The sequence below is a fragment of the Rhodobacter sp. P1_C2 genome, assembly GCF_056406375.1.
In genome coordinates this window covers 70,569-86,115 of sequence record NZ_JBFUAG010000013.1, presented here as the reverse complement: position 1 = coordinate 86,115, position 15,547 = coordinate 70,569, and the positions used below count along the sequence as shown (strand labels likewise).

Annotated in this window: 14 protein-coding genes and 1 tRNA gene; 12 read left to right on the top strand and 3 right to left on the bottom strand. The window is 65.9% G+C overall.

Going from position 1 to position 15,547, the window contains the following annotated elements; all coding sequences use genetic code 11:
* Positions 1–7 precede the first annotated feature (7 nt).
* On the bottom strand, positions 8–1,801 hold the full coding sequence (locus AC1DZT_RS20120; protein ID WP_478008431.1) for a calcium-binding protein: 1,794 nt from the start codon (positions 1,799–1,801) through the stop codon (positions 8–10).
* A gap of 366 nt (positions 1,802–2,167) precedes the next feature.
* Here AC1DZT_RS20120 and urtA point away from each other — a divergent pair, with 366 nt between their 5' ends.
* From urtA to AC1DZT_RS20090, 6 genes are all read left to right on the top strand, one after another.
* On the top strand, positions 2,168–3,403 hold the full coding sequence (urtA, locus tag AC1DZT_RS20115) for an urea ABC transporter substrate-binding protein (RefSeq protein ID WP_478008483.1): 1,236 nt from the start codon (positions 2,168–2,170) through the stop codon (positions 3,401–3,403).
* A gap of 62 nt (positions 3,404–3,465) precedes the next feature.
* Positions 3,466–5,406, top strand: a complete 1,941-nt coding sequence (gene urtB, locus AC1DZT_RS20110; protein ID WP_478008430.1) for an urea ABC transporter permease subunit UrtB — start codon at positions 3,466–3,468, stop codon at positions 5,404–5,406.
* A 1-nt stretch (position 5,407) separates the two neighbouring features.
* Positions 5,408–6,748 carry an urea ABC transporter permease subunit UrtC gene (urtC, locus tag AC1DZT_RS20105; RefSeq protein WP_478008429.1) on the top strand — a complete coding sequence of 447 codons (1,341 nt, stop codon included), beginning with the start codon at positions 5,408–5,410 and terminating at the stop codon, positions 6,746–6,748.
* Positions 6,745–7,488: an urea ABC transporter ATP-binding protein UrtD gene (gene urtD, locus AC1DZT_RS20100; protein WP_478008428.1), complete on the top strand. Its 744-nt coding sequence runs from the start codon at positions 6,745–6,747 to the stop codon at positions 7,486–7,488. Before urtC ends, urtD begins: the two co-directional genes overlap by 4 nt.
* Positions 7,489–7,498: 10 nt before the next feature.
* A complete protein-coding gene (urtE, locus tag AC1DZT_RS20095; RefSeq protein ID WP_478008427.1) occupies positions 7,499–8,194 on the top strand; it encodes an urea ABC transporter ATP-binding subunit UrtE in 696 nt (231 codons plus the stop codon).
* A 127-nt stretch (positions 8,195–8,321) separates the two neighbouring features.
* Complete coding sequence (locus AC1DZT_RS20090) at positions 8,322–9,083, top strand: sulfite exporter TauE/SafE family protein (RefSeq protein ID WP_478008426.1); 762 nt, start codon at positions 8,322–8,324, stop codon at positions 9,081–9,083.
* A gap of 78 nt (positions 9,084–9,161) precedes the next feature.
* Here the strand turns inward: AC1DZT_RS20090 and AC1DZT_RS20085 are convergent.
* Positions 9,162–9,235, bottom strand: a tRNA-Cys gene (locus AC1DZT_RS20085).
* A 93-nt stretch (positions 9,236–9,328) separates the two neighbouring features.
* Between AC1DZT_RS20085 and AC1DZT_RS20080 the strand changes: the two genes are divergently transcribed.
* Genes AC1DZT_RS20080 through modC form a run of 4 tightly spaced genes read left to right on the top strand, consistent with a single transcriptional unit; the run spans position 9,329 to position 12,298 of the window.
* Entirely contained in the window at positions 9,329–9,760 is a 432-nt protein-coding gene (locus AC1DZT_RS20080; protein WP_478008425.1) for a winged helix-turn-helix domain-containing protein, read from the top strand.
* Positions 9,761–9,771: 11 nt separating this feature from the next.
* On the top strand, positions 9,772–10,524 hold the full coding sequence (modA, locus tag AC1DZT_RS20075) for a molybdate ABC transporter substrate-binding protein (RefSeq protein ID WP_478008424.1): 753 nt from the start codon (positions 9,772–9,774) through the stop codon (positions 10,522–10,524).
* On the top strand, positions 10,521–11,231 hold the full coding sequence (modB, locus tag AC1DZT_RS20070; protein WP_478008423.1) for a molybdate ABC transporter permease subunit: 711 nt from the start codon (positions 10,521–10,523) through the stop codon (positions 11,229–11,231). Before modA ends, modB begins: the two co-directional genes overlap by 4 nt.
* On the top strand, positions 11,228–12,298 hold the full coding sequence (gene modC, locus AC1DZT_RS20065; RefSeq protein ID WP_478008482.1) for a molybdenum ABC transporter ATP-binding protein: 1,071 nt from the start codon (positions 11,228–11,230) through the stop codon (positions 12,296–12,298). Before modB ends, modC begins: the two co-directional genes overlap by 4 nt.
* A 209-nt stretch (positions 12,299–12,507) precedes the next feature.
* On the opposite strand, the gene AC1DZT_RS20060 is transcribed toward modC, so the two are convergent.
* Complete coding sequence (locus tag AC1DZT_RS20060) at positions 12,508–13,647, bottom strand: extracellular solute-binding protein (protein WP_478008422.1); 1,140 nt, start codon at positions 13,645–13,647, stop codon at positions 12,508–12,510.
* A 220-nt stretch (positions 13,648–13,867) separates the two neighbouring features.
* On the opposite strand from AC1DZT_RS20060, the gene AC1DZT_RS20055 reads away from it, so the two are divergent.
* Both AC1DZT_RS20055 and AC1DZT_RS20050 read left to right on the top strand, forming a co-directional pair.
* Positions 13,868–14,536 (top strand): TetR/AcrR family transcriptional regulator, encoded by a 669-nt coding sequence (locus tag AC1DZT_RS20055; RefSeq protein WP_478008421.1) that lies wholly within the window; start codon positions 13,868–13,870, stop codon positions 14,534–14,536.
* Positions 14,537–14,672: 136 nt separating this feature from the next.
* Entirely contained in the window at positions 14,673–15,542 is an 870-nt protein-coding gene (locus AC1DZT_RS20050; protein WP_478008420.1) for a phosphotransferase, read from the top strand.
* Positions 15,543–15,547: the final 5 nt, after the last annotated feature.

Below are 15,547 nucleotides of genomic sequence, written 5' to 3'. Positions count from 1 at the left end.
TTCTGATTTACAGGAAGACGTGGAAATCCTCGAAGGTCAGGCTGGCCTTGTTGGACAAGACCGCGAAGATCACCGCGTCATTGCCGCCCGCACCATCGGCGTCATAGCGCAGCTCACCCGTCGACGTGTTGTAAAGCACGCGCTGTGCTGCGGTCGTTGCGGTCGTCACCCCGGCACCCGAGCGGAACTGGGCCGCCGTTAAAAATTCTGCTGACAGGCCACCCCATTGCGAGTCCAGCCAGATCTCATCGGACTGGGCATGGCTAAAGCCAAAAATGACATCGCGGTTTTCTGCGCCAAGCTCGTGGAAATTGAAATCATCAGGTCCGCTGCCGCCATAAAGACTGTCGATACCAGTATTTCCACTCAGGTGGTTTTTCCCGAAGCCGCCATAAATCGCATCATTGCCATCGCCACCTGACAGGAAATCTTCTCCGCCATTGCCCTTGATCGTATCATTTCCGCTATCGCCCCAAACATCATCCACATCCGAACTGCCATTATAGCTGTCGCCAAAAATGGACAGACTCCAGCTTTCAATACTGGCGGCGGTCTCGATATTTCCAAAACCGTCGTCGCGGATCTGTTTGGAGGTGAGCGAGGCGTCGATCACCACGCCATGACCGCCCCAATCGCCGACGGCCCAGAACTCCACCCGGTCATAGCCGAGGCGGCCATTGAAGCTGTCCACGCCCTTCAGGCCCTGAAAGACATTGTCATGGGCGTCACCGCGCAGCGTGTCGGAAGCGCTGGTGCCGATCACGCCCTCCACATTGCTGACCTTGTCGGTCAGGCCCCAGGGATCGATGATCGTGCCCAAGGCCAGATCGGCGACGATGCCCGAGACGGCCCCGATCCGTCCGGCGCGGTCGTAGCGCACAAAGTCAAAGCCGCCGCCGCCATCGACCGTGTCGGACCCACGCGAGAGCCGGAACCGCTCGTCCGCATCCGAGCCTACGAATTTGTCGCCGAAAGCCGAATCGCGGAAGCGTTCAAAGCCCGAGATCGCGTCGGTGAAGCCCCAAATGTCGATGGCCAACCCGGTCACCACATTCACGTCGACCCCCCGATAGGCCAGCGGGTCGTTGGAAGAGTCGAAATAGGACAACTCGTCCGTACCGTCGCCGCCATCGATCGTGTCCTGGCCATAGTCGGCCTTGACGTAATCGTCGCCAGCCCCGGCCTGGATCAGATCATTGCCAAAGCCGCCGCTGTAACTGCTGATCAAATCGTCGGACTGGTCAGACCCGATCACCGTATCATTGCCGCGCAAAAAGTAATTGAAAAGCGCGTCGCCATCGGGGCCTACCGGGGAACGGTCTTCGCGCGGATAGCCAAAAGCAAAGCGCGCCACGGCATCCAGATCGGCCGTGACACCGGTCACGTCCAGAACCTTGGTGCCATGGGAATCGAAGATCACCATGCTGGTGACCTTGCCGCCAGCCCCTATGCCGCTGGCGTCATAGACAAAACCCGTACCGATCAGAGAAATCACCATCCCGGCATCGGATGTATATTTGTAGAGCGTTGCGGTTTTCGAAATCGCGATCCCGCCTGTGACCAAATCGGGCCAATAGACTTGGTCGGGATTCTGATAGATCTTGAGCTGCGCCATGAGTTGTTCCCCCCTAAAAATGAATTGAATTGAATAAGGCTGCGCCCGACGCCGATTCCCGTCAACGTCGATGACGGGAACCATTTCCCTCATTAGGCTTGAAAAAGGCGGCAGGGCAGGGAACTTGCGGCGGCCTTCGGCTCTGCTTGCTGATTCCGGCAGTTTTGGCGCCGATTTCGCCATCATCAGGCCGCCCTCGCAGCAGGACATGCTGTTTCCATGTGCGCTTGCAGCATTATCCGCCCATTTAAGCGGCAAACGGGCGGCTTCCCCGGCGTCACTCTGTGGCGGCAATGCGCGCATGTTGAATGCTGCGCCCCGATGTCGCCTGCTTTCCAGGCTCGAGGGATTGTGCCGAGAGGGAATTACACGGCGGGGGCCGGCAAAGAACCGGGGCCCGACGTCTGGATGCAACAAAGCTGCCTGCCCGCAAGGGGCACTCCGGCCGCGAAGGCCCGGAGACGGAGGCGGCAGTAACAGGGGACTGATTTCATGAAACTGACACGTCGCTCGCTTTTGGCCGGGGGCATCGCCGCCTTCACCGCGCCGCTCATGACCACCCGGGTTTTCGCCTCGGAAGAGACCATCAAGATCGGCATCCTGCACTCGCTGTCCGGCACGATGGCGATTTCGGAGACCACGCTGAAAGACACGATGCTGATGCTGATCGAACAGCAGAACGCCAAGGGCGGCGTTCTGGGCAAGAAGCTCGAGGCGGTCGTGGTCGACCCGGCCTCGGACTGGCCGCTGTTTGCCGAAAAGGCACGCGAACTGCTGACCGTCGACAAGGTCTCGGTCATGTTCGGCTGCTGGACTTCCGTTTCGCGCAAATCGGTGCTGCCGGTCATCGAAGAACTGAACGGCCTCTTGTTCTACCCCGTCCAGTACGAGGGCGAGGAAAGCTCCAAGAACGTCATCTACACCGGCGCCGCGCCGAACCAGCAGGCGATCCCGGCCACCGATTATTACCTCAAGGAACTGGGCATCCAGAAATTCGCGCTTCTGGGCACCGACTATGTCTACCCGCGCACCACCAACAAGATCCTCGAGGCTTACCTGATCTCCAAGGGTATCCCGAAGGAAGACATCTTCGTCAACTACACGCCCTTCGGCCATTCCGACTGGTCCAAGATCGTGTCGGACGTGGTGGCGCTGGGGGCTGACGGCAAGAAGGTCGGCGTTCTGTCCACCATCAACGGCGACGCCAACATCGGTTTCTACAAGGAACTGGCCGCGGCCGGTGTCACCGCCGACAAGCTGCCCGTCTGCGCCTTCTCGGTCGGCGAAGAGGAGCTTTCGGGTCTGGACACCACCAACCTCGTCGGCCACCTCGCCGCCTGGAACTACTTCGAATCCGCCGATACCCCGGCCAACAAGGAGTGGATCAAGGAATGGCACGCCTTCACCAAGAACGACAAGCGCACCACCAATGACCCGATGGAGGCGCATTACATCGGCTTCAACATGTGGGTGAATGCGGTGACGCAAGCCGGCACGGTCGAGGTTGACCCGGTGCTCGACGCGCTGATCGGCCAGAAGTTCCCCAACCTGACCGGTGGCACCGCCGAGCTTCTGCCCAACCACCACCTGACCAAGCCGGTGCTGATCGGCGAGATCAAGGCCGATGGCCAGTTCGACATCATCTCGCAGACCGAGCCGGTCCCGGGCGACGCCTGGACTGACTACCTGCCGGAATCGGCGGTGCTGGAATCGGATTGGAAGACCCTGAAGTGCGGCATGTATAACAAGGACACCAAGACCTGCGTTCAGCTGAAGTCGAACTACTGATCTTCCCTTGACCGACCGGAGGGGCCGACCCGGCCCCTCCACCCCCCTGAACGGGTTCCCCCATGCGCGCTTTCCTTCTTGCTGCGGCTCTGGCCTGCCTTGGCCTGATATCGCCCGCTGCCGCCGATACAGTGGCAGAGATCGCAACCACCCATGCCGCCGACATCGAAAAGCCGTCGCGCCAGACCATCGGTCCGGTGATCAGCGAACTGGCCGCCTCGGGCGATCCCTTGGCCGCGAAGTTTCTCGAGGCCTGGGGCAACAAGACGCTGGGCCAGCGCAAATCCGACAAGGCTTTCTTCTTTCTCGCCCCCGATCCGGCCGGCTATGCGCTGACCGATCTGACGGGTGCCGCCGCAGGCACCGCCGCGACCGCGGACATGGCTGAGCTGAAGCCCAACGCCGGGGTGCGCGGGCTGATCGCCTCGGCCCTGGTGCAATTCACCCTCTCCGACCCCGACCCGGCCAAGCGCGCCAATGCCCTGACCTCGATCGCCCAGGACCCCAAGGCCGAAAGCCTCGCCCCTTTGCGCGCCTCGATCGAGGGGGAGACGGATGCCAGGCTGAAGGCGCAGAAGCTGCGGCTGGAACGTTTGCTGACCCTGCGTTTCGACCCCGATCCCAAGGCGCGGGTCGCTGCGATGGAAAGCTTCGGCGCCGACAGCGGCATCGACCTGCGCGGCGCCCTGACCCCCATCGTTGCCACCACCCGCCTCGCCGCCACCGCGGTGCCCGAAGGCAAGAACATCGCCACCGAACTCAAGGTCGGCCGCGACATCTCTGCGCCTGAGGCCTATGACCTTCTGGTCGCCGACGGCTCCGCCCCCGCGCGTCTGAGCCACGAGGAGCAGAAGGCCGACCTCGCCGCGCATATCGTCGATGGCAAGGTCGGCGGCTTCCCCCTGGCCGAACTTTCCGACCAGACCATCCGCGACAAGGCCTATACCGCGCTCGAGGTCGCAGGCACCGTGCCCACCGCCGCCACCGATGACGAGGTGGCCGCCGCCGTGGCCTCGCACCGCTTCTTCGAAGTCTATGCCGAACCCAACCCCGAGGTGACCGATGCCGCCAAGGCCGCGCTGAAGCGGATCGGCGTCGCGGTCGGCGCGATGGAGGCGGTGGACCTTGGCCTCGACGGCCTGTCGCTCGCCGCGATCTATTTCCTCGCCGCCATCGGCCTGGCCATCACCTTCGGCGTCATGGGCGTGATCAACATGGCGCATGGCGAGTTCATCACCATGGGGGCCTATACCGGCTATGTCGTCCAGCAGATCGTGCCGGGCTATACGCTGTCGCTGGTCGTGGCCTTCCCGCTGGCCTTCGCCGTGACCTTCGCCGCCGGGGTCGCGATGGAGCGTCTGGTGATCCGCCACCTCTACAAGCGCCCGCTCGAGACGCTGCTCGCCACCTTCGGCATCTCCATCGCGCTGCAGCAACTCTTCAAGAACATCTTCGGCACCCAGGCCCGGCCCCTGACCTCGCCCGACTGGCTCGGTGGGGCGCTGACGCTGAACGACGTGATCTCGATCAGCTATATCCGCATCGCGATCATCGTTCTGGCGGCGCTGTTCCTCGGCTTCTTCCTCTACATGATGAAACGCACCCGCCTCGGGCTCGAGGTCCGCGCCGTCACGCAGAACCCGGCGATGGCCGCCTCGATGGGGATCAATCCGGGGCGGATCAACATGCTGACCTTCGGCCTCGGCTCGGGCATCGCCGGCATCGCGGGCGTGGCCATCGGCCTCTTCGCCAAGGTCACCTCGGAACTCGGCACCGATTACATCGTCCAAAGCTTCATGACGGTGGTCGTCGGCGGCGTCGGCAATATCTGGGGCGCCCTGGCCGGCGCCACGATGATCGGCGGCCTGCAAAAAGCGATCGAGTGGCTGAACCCCTCGAACACGCTCGCGGCCCAGACCTACATGATCCTCTTCATCATCCTATTCATCCAGTTCCGGCCGCGCGGCATCATCGCGCTCAAGGGCCGGGCGGCAGGGGACTGACATGACCGAAACCACCTCCGCTCAAGCGGCCCCCCCCGCGCCCCCCCCTTCATTGGTCCATAAATATCCCGGGGGTGCGGGGGCTGGCCCCCGCGGGTCGGCCGCACTCACCCGGCGCGGGTTTCTGGCGCGCAACCCTTCGGTCCTGTGGTTCCTGCTGGCGCTGATCCTGCTGACCGTGGTGGTGACCATCCTCAGCCCGGCCTTCGGGATGGGGGCAATGTCGACCTCTTTCGTCAAGACGCTGGGCAAGACGCTCTGCCTCTGCCTCGCCGCGCTGGCGATGGATATCGTCTGGGGCTTTACCGGCATCCTCTCGCTCGGCCACATGGCGTTTTTCGCGCTTGGCGGCTACATGATCGGCCAGTGGCTGATGTATGCCCGCACCGAAGAGATCGTGGTGCAGGCCCTCGCCTCCGACCCTTTGCCCGCCACGGCGGGAGAGATCGCGCAAGGTGTCGGCACCCAGATCTTCGGCGTGGTCGGCGGGTCCGACATCCCCCTGATCTGGAGCTTTGCCCATTCGCTGCCGCTGCAACTGGCGCTGGTCGTGCTGGTGCCGGGGCTTCTGGCGCTGGTCTTCGGCTGGCTCGCCTTCCGCAGTCGGGTGACCGGCGTCTATCTCTCGATCCTTACGCAGGCCATGACGCTGGCGCTGTCGCTCTACCTCTTCCAGAACGACAGCGGCTTGCGCGGCAACAACGGGTTGTCGGGCCTGCAGAACCTGCCGGGTCTGGGCGAGACCAGCCAGGATTTCCTGTCGATCTGGTTCTTCTGGGCCTCGGCCCTGGCCCTCGCGCTGGCGTATCTGCTGCTGGCCTGGGTGACCTCGGGCAAGCTCGGTTCGGTCCTGCGCGCGATCCGGGATGACGAGGCGCGCGTGCGCTTCCTCGGCTACCCGGTCGAGGGTTACAAGCTCTTCGTCTTTGCCCTCACGGCGGTGATCTGCGGCCTTGCGGGGGCGCTCTACTACCCGCAGGCCGGGATCATCAACCCGGCGGAGCTGGCGCCCATCGCCTCGATCTATCTCGCGGTCTGGGTCGCCATCGGGGGCAGGGGGCGGCTTTACGGGGCGGTGATCGGGGCGGCTTTCGTCTCGCTTCTGTCCAGCTGGTTCACCGGGGGCCGCGCGCCGACCATTCCCTTGGGCTTTTACACCGTCGATTGGGTCGATTGGTGGCAGGTGCTGCTGGGTCTGTCCTTCGTCTGCGTCACGCTCTTTGCGCCCAAGGGCATCGGCGGCCTCTTCGACCGCTTCCAGGGCCGCCACGCGCCCGACCGCAAGGGCGCCGACCTTGGCCCCGATCAGGGCTCGCTTCAGGAACAGGAGGCGGTGGAATGAGCGCGCTTCTCGAAGTCTCCGGCGTCTCGGTCAGCTTTGACGGCTTCAAGGCGATCAACAACCTGTCGTTTTCGATCGGCCCGGCCGAGCTGCGCGCCATCATCGGGCCGAACGGGGCCGGCAAGACCACCTTCATGGATATCGTCACCGGCAAGACCAAGCCCAATTCCGGCTCGGTCACCTGGGGCGACCGGTCGATCTCGCTGCTCTCGCTCTCCGAAGCCGCCATCGCCCGCGCCGGGGTCGGCCGCAAGTTCCAGCGTCCGACGGTCTTCGAAGACCAGACCGTGGCGGAGAACCTTGTGCTCGCCCTCAAATCCCCGCGCAGCCCCTTCGCCGCTTTGGCCTTTGCCCTGACGGGCGAGGGCCGCAAGCGGGTCGAGGCGCTGGCCGCCCAGGTCGGCCTGACCGAGGCCCTGCCGCGCAAGGCGGGCGAGCTCAGCCACGGCCAGAAGCAGTGGCTGGAGATCGCGATGCTTCTGGCGCAGGAGCCGCGGCTTCTTCTGGTCGATGAACCCGCCGCAGGCATGACGCTCGCCGAACGCGAGCTGACCACCGCCATGCTGGTGGAAATCGCCAAGACCCGCGCCGTGGTCGTCGTCGAACACGACATGGAATTTGTCCGCCGGCTCGATTGCCGGGTGACGGTGCTGCACGAGGGTTCGGTTCTGGCCGAGGGCTCGCTCGACCATGTCACCAAAAATCCGCAAGTCATCGAAGTCTATCTGGGCCGCGGCTGAAGGAGCGATCATGCTGGAAACCAAAGGGCTGACGCTGCATTACGGCGGTTCGCAAATTCTGCACGGCATTGATTTCACGGCCAAGACCGGGGAAGTCACCTGCGTGATGGGCACCAATGGCGTGGGCAAGACCTCGCTTCTGAAGGCGCTTGCCGGCACCCATCCGCGTTCGGGCGGCGAGGTGATCCTGAACGGCGAGACCCTGCCGCGCCTGCGCCCGCAGGAAATGGCGGTGCGCGGCCTGTCGGTGGTCCCGCAAGGCCGGATGATCTTCCCGCTTCTGACGGTGCGCGAGAACCTCGAGACCGCCTATGCCGTCCTGCCGAAGTCCGAACACTTTGTGCCGGACGAGATCTACGACCTCTTCCCGGTCCTGAAGGACATGACCCGCAGGCGGGGCGGCGACCTGTCGGGCGGCCAGCAACAGCAACTCGCCATCGCGCGGGCCATGCTGATGAAGCCCAAGGTCCTGCTGCTGGACGAGCCGACCGAGGGCATCCAGCCCAATATCATCCAGCAGATCGGAAGGGTGATCACCTACCTCAAGTCCAAGGGCGATATCGCCATCGTGCTGGTCGAACAGTATTTCGACTTTGCCTATGGGCTGGCGGACCATTTCTATGTCCTGCGGCGCGGGTCGGTCGCGATGCAGGGCAGCCGGGCCGAGCTGACGCAGGACCAGCTGCGCGCCGAAGTCTCGGTCTGATCCCTGTCGCGCTTGCCCGAGCCTGCCCGGTCAAACCTCCGGCACCGCAGTGAAAATCGCGGATCCCGGGGCTTGCCCCTGACCAAGCCGCCCGGCATGGTGCAGCGGAAATTCCGGGGTTGGCGACGTGGTCCTGAACGAGGCGGTTCTTCTCTTTTCGGGCGGCATGCTGGCCGGGGTGATCAATGTCATCGCGGGCGGCGCGGGCTTCATGACCTTCCCGCTGCTCCTCGCCGCCGGGATGACCGAGGTGGCGGCCAATGCCTCGAATTTCGTGGCCGTCCTGCCCGCCAATCTGGTCGGCACCTGGGTCTACCGCCGCGAACTGGCCGAGGTGCGCCAGAACCTCTGGCTGCGGATGGGGCTGGCGGCCTTAGGCGGGCTGATCGGCGCGCTGATCCTGACCCATACCGGCCAGGCCTCGTTCCAAAGCGCCATCCCCTGGCTTTTGCTCTTCGCCACCACCTCCTTTGCCGTGGGCCCGCGCATCAAGGCCGTGGTGGAGCGCATGCCCGGCTTCGACCGCGCCCGCTGGCTCTGGCTCTCGCTGGTGCTGGAGTTCTGCGTCTATATCTATGCCGGCTATTTCGGCCTTGGCATGGGGATCATCCTCTTTGCGATCTATGGCATCTTCTCCGAGATGACGATCCATCAGGGCAATGCGATCCGCAACATCACCACCGCGCTGTCGAGCCTGGTGGCCATCGCGATCTTCATCTCCTCGGGGCTGATCCAGTGGCTGCCCTCGCTGGTGATGATGGCGGGGGCGGTGCTGGGCGGCATGGTGGCGGTGCATCTGGCCAAGCGCCTGCCGGCCCGGCTGGTCCGGGTGGCGATCCTCGGATGGGCCATCTGCCTGACGGCGCTGGCTTTTTACAAGTATTTCTGAGGCATCGGATGGGAGATTCCCCACCGGTCGGGGCGGCATGGCGCAAGGTCACGGGCGCGCTGTGCAGTCGGGGGATTGTGGAGGCGAGTACCGGAATCGAACCGGTCTACACGGATTTGCAATCCGCTGCGTAACCTCTCCGCCAACTCGCCGCCGTGAGGTGTGCGTTCCATAGCCGGTGATCGCGCGCATGGCAAGAGTGGCTGTGGGCTTGATTGCGGGTCTTGGCGGGGGCAGGGTGCGGCATGACCCAGATGCCCGACCCCTCCGCGCCGCCGCTTCCCCGCCTGCAACTGCGGCTGATCTTCGACGCTCCCGATGGCAACGGCGTGAGCTTCGGCCCCGGCAAGGCCGAACTTCTGGCGCAGATCGCAGCCCAGGGCTCGATCGCCGCCGCGGGCCGCGCGATGGGGATGAGCTACAAGCGCGCCTGGGATCTGGTCGAGGAGATGAACGCCCTGTTCCGCGCCCCCCTCGTGGTGACCGAGCGTGGCGGGGCCGGGCGTGGCGGGGCGCGTGTCACCGCCGAAGGCCAGGCGATCCTCGCGCGCTATCGCCACCTCGTCGCCGTGCTGGCCGAGGCGGGGGCCGCGGATCTGGCCGCGATTTCCGCCGGGCTTGCCCCGCAGGATGGCTTGCCAGCGCAGAAGGACCCCGATATGTTCGGCAAAACATAACGGGGTTTCCGATGCGCGCAGCTGTTGCTTTTGCGGCCTTTCTGGCCATGTCCTCTTTCGCTCAGGCCGAGACGATCACCGTCTTCGCCGCGGCCTCGCTGAAGGGTCCGCTGGATGCGGCGGCGGCCTCGTGGAAGGAAGCCACCGGGAACGAGGCGGTGATCTCCTACGGCGGTAGCTCGGCCCTGGCCAAGCAGATCGAGGCGGCGGCGCCGGCGGATGTCTTTCTTTCGGCGGCCGAGAACTGGATGGACAAGCTGTCCGATGAAAAGCTGATCACGGCGGCGAGCCGGCATGACTTCTGGGGCAATGCGCTGGTCCTGGTCGGGCAACCGGGGGCGAAACCGGTGGTGCTGGGCAAGGACACCGATCTTGCGGGCCTTCTCGGCGATGGCAAGCTGGCGATGGCGCTGGTCGATTCCGTTCCCGCCGGGCAATATGGCAAGGAGGCGCTGACCACGCTCGGCCTTTGGGACAAGGCCGAACCTTCGGTCGTGCAGGCCGAGGACGTGAAGGCGACGCTGAAGCTGGTGACCTCGGGCGAGGCGCCCTACGGCGTGGTCTATGCCACCGACGCCAAGGCCGCCAAGGATGGCGTGACCGTGGTCGCAACCTTCCCCGCGGACAGCCACAAGCCGATCCTGTACCCCGGCGCGGTGGTCGCGGCCTCGACCAAGCCCGAGGCGCAGGCCTTCCTCGACTTCCTCAAGACCCCGGCGGCCAGCGCCCCCTTCGCGGCGCAGGGCTTCACGGTGCTGCCGTGAGCGATTGGCTGACCCCCGCAGAATGGTCGGCGGTCGGCCTCTCGCTCAAAGTCTCGGCCACGGCCACGGTGTTGAGCCTCCCCCTCGGCATCTTCGTGGCCTGGGCCCTGGCGCGGCGGCGGTTCATCGGCCATGGGCTGGTGAACGCCGCCGTGCATCTTCCGCTGATCCTGCCGCCGGTGGTGACGGGCTATGCGCTTTTGCTGGCCTTTGGCCGGAATGGGCCAGCGGGCCGGGTTCTTGAACAGATGTTCGGTCTGGTCCTGGCCTTCCGCTGGACCGGCGCGGTACTGGCCGCCGCGGTCATGGCCTTTCCCCTGATGGTGCGGGCGATCCGGCTCGCCTTCGAGGCGGTGGACCCGAGGATCGAGGCCGCCGCCGCCACGCTCGGCGCGCCGCCGGTTGCGGTCTTCGCCACGGTGACGCTGCCCCTGATCCTGCCCGGCGTGCTGGCGGGCGCGGTCCTCGCCTTCGCCAAGGCGATGGGCGAGTTCGGCGCCACCATCACCTTCGTCGCCAATATCCCCGGCCAGACCCAGACCCTCCCGACGGCGATCTATGCCCTGCTGCAATCGCCGGACGGCGATGCCGCGGCGCTGCGTCTGGTCGCGATCTCGGTCGTCATCGCCTGCGCCGCCATCGCGGGGTCAGAGATCCTCGCCCGTCGCGTCGCGCGCCGGATCACCGGGCGCGAGATGGCGCGCTGATGCTGGAGATCGCCCTGAAGCACCGCTTCGCCGACATGGCGCTGGACCTGGCCTTCATAGCACCCGCCGGGGTGACAGCGCTGTTCGGGCGGTCGGGGGCGGGGAAATCCTCGGTCATCCATGCGGTGGCGGGGCTCTTGCGCTGCGACCAGGCGCAGATCACCCTGAACGGCAGGGTACTCGACGGTGCGGGCCGCCACCTTCCCCCGCACAGGCGCCGCACGGCGACGGTGTTTCAGGACGCGCGGCTCTTCCCGCATCTCAGCGTCCGGCAGAACCTGACCTATGGCCAGCGCTACGCGCCGGACGGCGGCCTCGGGCTGGAGGAGGTGACCAGCCTCCTCGGCCTCGCGCCCCTTCTTGCGCGCCGCCCCGCCACCCTCTCCGGTGGTGAGGCGCAGCGCGTCGCCATCGGCCGCGCCCTCCTGTCCAACCCGGCGCTCCTCTTGATGGACGAACCGCTCTCCGCCCTCGACGCCCCCCGCAAGGCCGAGATCCTGCCCTTCCTCGAAAGCCTGACCCGCCGCGCCGCCTGTCCGATCCTCTATGTCAGCCATTCCCTGCCCGAGGTGGCGCGCCTGGCAAGCCACATGGTCGTGCTCGACAAGGGGCGCCTCGTGGCCGAGGGGAGCCTGCAACAGATCCTCTCCGACCCAGCCCTTGCCGCGACGATCGGCCTGCCCGAGATGGGATCGGTGATCACCGCCACCGTAACAGGCCTCGACCCCGATGGCCTGACCCGCCTCGCCACCCCCGGCGGCCCGCTGTTCCTGCCCGGCCTCGCCGCAGCGGCGCCCGGCAGCACGCTCCACCTGCGCCTGCCCGCCCAGGACGTCATCCTGTCGCGCCAGCGCCCCGAGGGGCTCTCGGCGCTCAACATCCTCGCCTGCGAGGTCCTGTCCCTGACCGAGGCCGAAGGCTCGATCCTCGTCCAGCTCGGCCTTGGCCCGCAGAAATTCCTCGCCCGCATCACCCCGCGCTCGGCCCTGACGCTGAACCTGCGCCCCGGCGAAGCTGCCTTCGCCATCCTCAAGACCGTGGCCCTGGCCCAGGGCCTCGCCTCCTGACCCTGCCGCTTCGCTGACCTCGACGCTTCCCTGACCTTCCCCTTTCATTGGTCCATAAATATCCCACGGGGGGTGCGGGGGGTGTGAAACCCCCCGCTTCCGAAGCCTGGCAAAGCTAGAAGCCGGCGTCGTGGATAATGGCGATCTTGCGGTCGGCCTCGGTGATCTTGCGCATCGTCTCTCTCTCGCGCAGCTGAGGTCGCCCGATCCTAGCTTGCGGCCTTGATCTTGTCCCAGACCTCGGTGAGGGCCGCGCTCTGCGTTGCACTCAGCGCCGGGGCGGCGCGCAGGCGGGACAGGGTCTGCTCATCGGGGTAGACGGCGGGGTCGGCGGTGATGGAGGGATCGACCAGACCCTTGGCCTCGCGGTTGGCATTGGCATAGCCGGTGAAGTCGGTGCATTTGGCAATCACCTCGGGGCGCAGCATGTAGTCGAGGAAGAGATGCGCGTTGTCGAGGTTGCGCGCATCGACCGGCAGGCACCAGAGGTCGGTCCAGGCCGGCGCGCCGGAATGCGGCACCGCATAGGCCAGCGTGACGGGCGGCCGGCTGTCGGCGGTGCCGGCCTCGACCATCTCGGTCACGGCGGCTTGCGTGACGCTGAAATCGCCCGACCAGGTCGCGGCCAGCGCCAATGATCCTGCGGGCAGGGAATTGAGGTAATCGGTATTGTCGAACTCGCGGATATAGGGGCGGACCTTGGCAAAGGCCTCGGCCATCTTGTCGTAATCCTGCGGCGTGGCCTGCAGGGGATCGATCCCCAGCATCGCCAGCACCATGAAGCTGATGTCGGGCGCCGAATCGAGCAGGCTGATCCCGCTTCCCGACAGCCGCGCCGCGGTCTCCGGCGCGAAGATCGCCTGCAGCGGGTCGAACTCCACCCCCTGCAGCGCCTGTTGCACCATGGCGGTGTTATAGGTGAATCCGGTCGAGCCCCAGAGATAGGGCAGGCCATAGGCATTGCCCGGATCATAGCCCGCCGCAAGCCGCAGGATGGCAGGGTCGAGATGCGAGAGGTTCTTCAGCCGGGCCAGATCCAGCGGCTGGTAGGTGCCCGAGGAAACGAAGCCCGGCAGCGTGGTGCCCGATTGCAGCACCACGTCATAGCCGGTCGATCCGCCCGCCATCCGCGCCTGCATCTCCTCGGCGCTGGCATAGATGTCATAGACCACGTTGATGCCGGTCTCGGCCTGGAAATCCTCGATCGTGCTTTCGCCGATGTAATCGGACCAGTTGTAAAGGTTGAGCGTGCCGGTGGCGGCGCGGGCGGGCCGGACCCAGGGGGCGGCAAGCCCGGTGGCGAGGCCTGCGCCGATGGTGGTCAGAAGGGTGCGGCGGGTGATCGTCATGGTCGTCTCCGGGGGCTTCAGCGCTGTCCCCCCTCCCTGCGCCAGCCGCGCGCGCACTGCCATGCAAATCCTGCGACTTCACGGCGAATTCAACGCCTCAGCGGCGCAAGCGGCGCCCAACCACGCCAAGCCGCGCCAGCCCGCACCTGACCCCGGCGCAATTCCCTTGCCCGCAGGCCAGTGCTTCGGGTTAAGAAGGGCAACAACAAGCGGAGAGCCGATGCCCGACCCCGACGTGCTGCCAAAGACCGAAGGCGAGGCCGGACCCGCCCCCCGCAAGCGCAGCCGCGCCACGCGGCGCCTCCAGCTGATCGAGGCCACGATCGAGACCCTGGCCCTGCGCGGCTATGCCCGCTGCACCCTGGCCGAGGTCGCGACCCGCGCCGGCCTGTCGCATGGGCTGGTGAATTTCCACTTCCAGTCCAAGGAAAAGCTGCTCTCCGAAACCCTGGCCTACCTGGCCGAGGAATACCGCGCCAACTGGCAGGCCTGCCTGGCCCGCGCCGGTGACGACCCCGCGGCCCAGCTCGCCGCCCTCCTTGCCGCCGATTTCGACCCGGTCATCTGCACGCCCGAGCGGCTTTCGGCCTGGTGCAGCTTCTGGGGCGAGGCCCAGGCGCGGCCCTTGTACCAGGCGCAATGCGCCTCCAACGATGCCGATTACAACCGTGTCCTGGCCGAGATCTGCGCGCGGCTGATCGCCGAGGGCGGCTATGGCGGCCACCCCTCGCGCGTGGCGCGGGTCCTGCAGGCGGCGGGCGAGGGGGTCTGGCTGGACCTGATGACGATGAACCCGGCCTATGGGTTGAGCGAGGCACTGGCCATCGTCCACACCTCTGCGGCGGCCTTCTTTCCGCGGCATTTCAACGAGAGCGGACTGATCGGTTAGGGCTGCGCCCCGGGCCGGCGGCCGGGGGGTTTCACACCCCCCGGACCCCCCGTGGGATATTTGTGGACCAATGAAGGGGGAAGGGGCGTTGACTTGGGGAGGGACGCACCGCCAAATGCCGGCGATGGAGGGCTTCATGACGCCGCTGGAGAGGGTGCAAGGTCTGTCATGCTGGAGCGGGCCGGTGAAGGCGGCGCCCTTGGGCGGTGGCATCACCAATGTGAATTTTGTCGTCGAGGACGGGCCGCGCCGTGCGGTGGTGCGGATCGGCGATGACATTCCGGTGCATCAGATCCTGCGCTTCAACGAGCTTTCGGCCAGCCGGGCGGCCTTTGCCGCGGGCGTCTCGCCAGCCGTGCTGCATCACGAGCCGGGGGTTCTGGTGCTGGATTTCGTGCCCGGCCGCACCATGACGGCGCAGGACCTGCAACAGGACGCGCTTCTGGACCAGGCGCTGGATCTGGTGATCCGCGTCCACCGCGAGATGCCCAAGCACCTGCGCGGGGCGAGCCTGACCTTCTGGGTCTTTCATGTGATCCGCGACTATGTCCAGACCCTGACCGAGGGCCAATGCCGCCATCTGCCGCTTTTGCCCCGACTTCTGACCGAGGCCGAGGCTTTGGAGCGCGGCGTCGGCCCGATCGACATGGTCTTCGGCCACAACGACCTTCTGCCCGCCAATTTCCTGCATGACGGCACGCGGATGTGGCTGGTCGACTGGGACTATGCCGGCTGGGGCTCGCCGCTTTTCGACCTGGGCGGGCTGGCGGCCAACAATGCCCTGTCCGAGGCGCAGGAGCGGCGGATGCTGCTGCGCTACTTTGGCGCGCTCGATGCGGGGCTCTGGCGGCGCTACCTTGCGATGAAGGCCGCGGCGGCGCTGCGCGAGACGCTGTGGTCGATGGTCTCCGAAATCCACTCGGAGATCGACTTCGACTATGCTGCCTATACGGCCAGCACCCTTTCCACCTATGGCAAGGCCTACGAGGCCTTCGCCCAAGCCTGAGGATA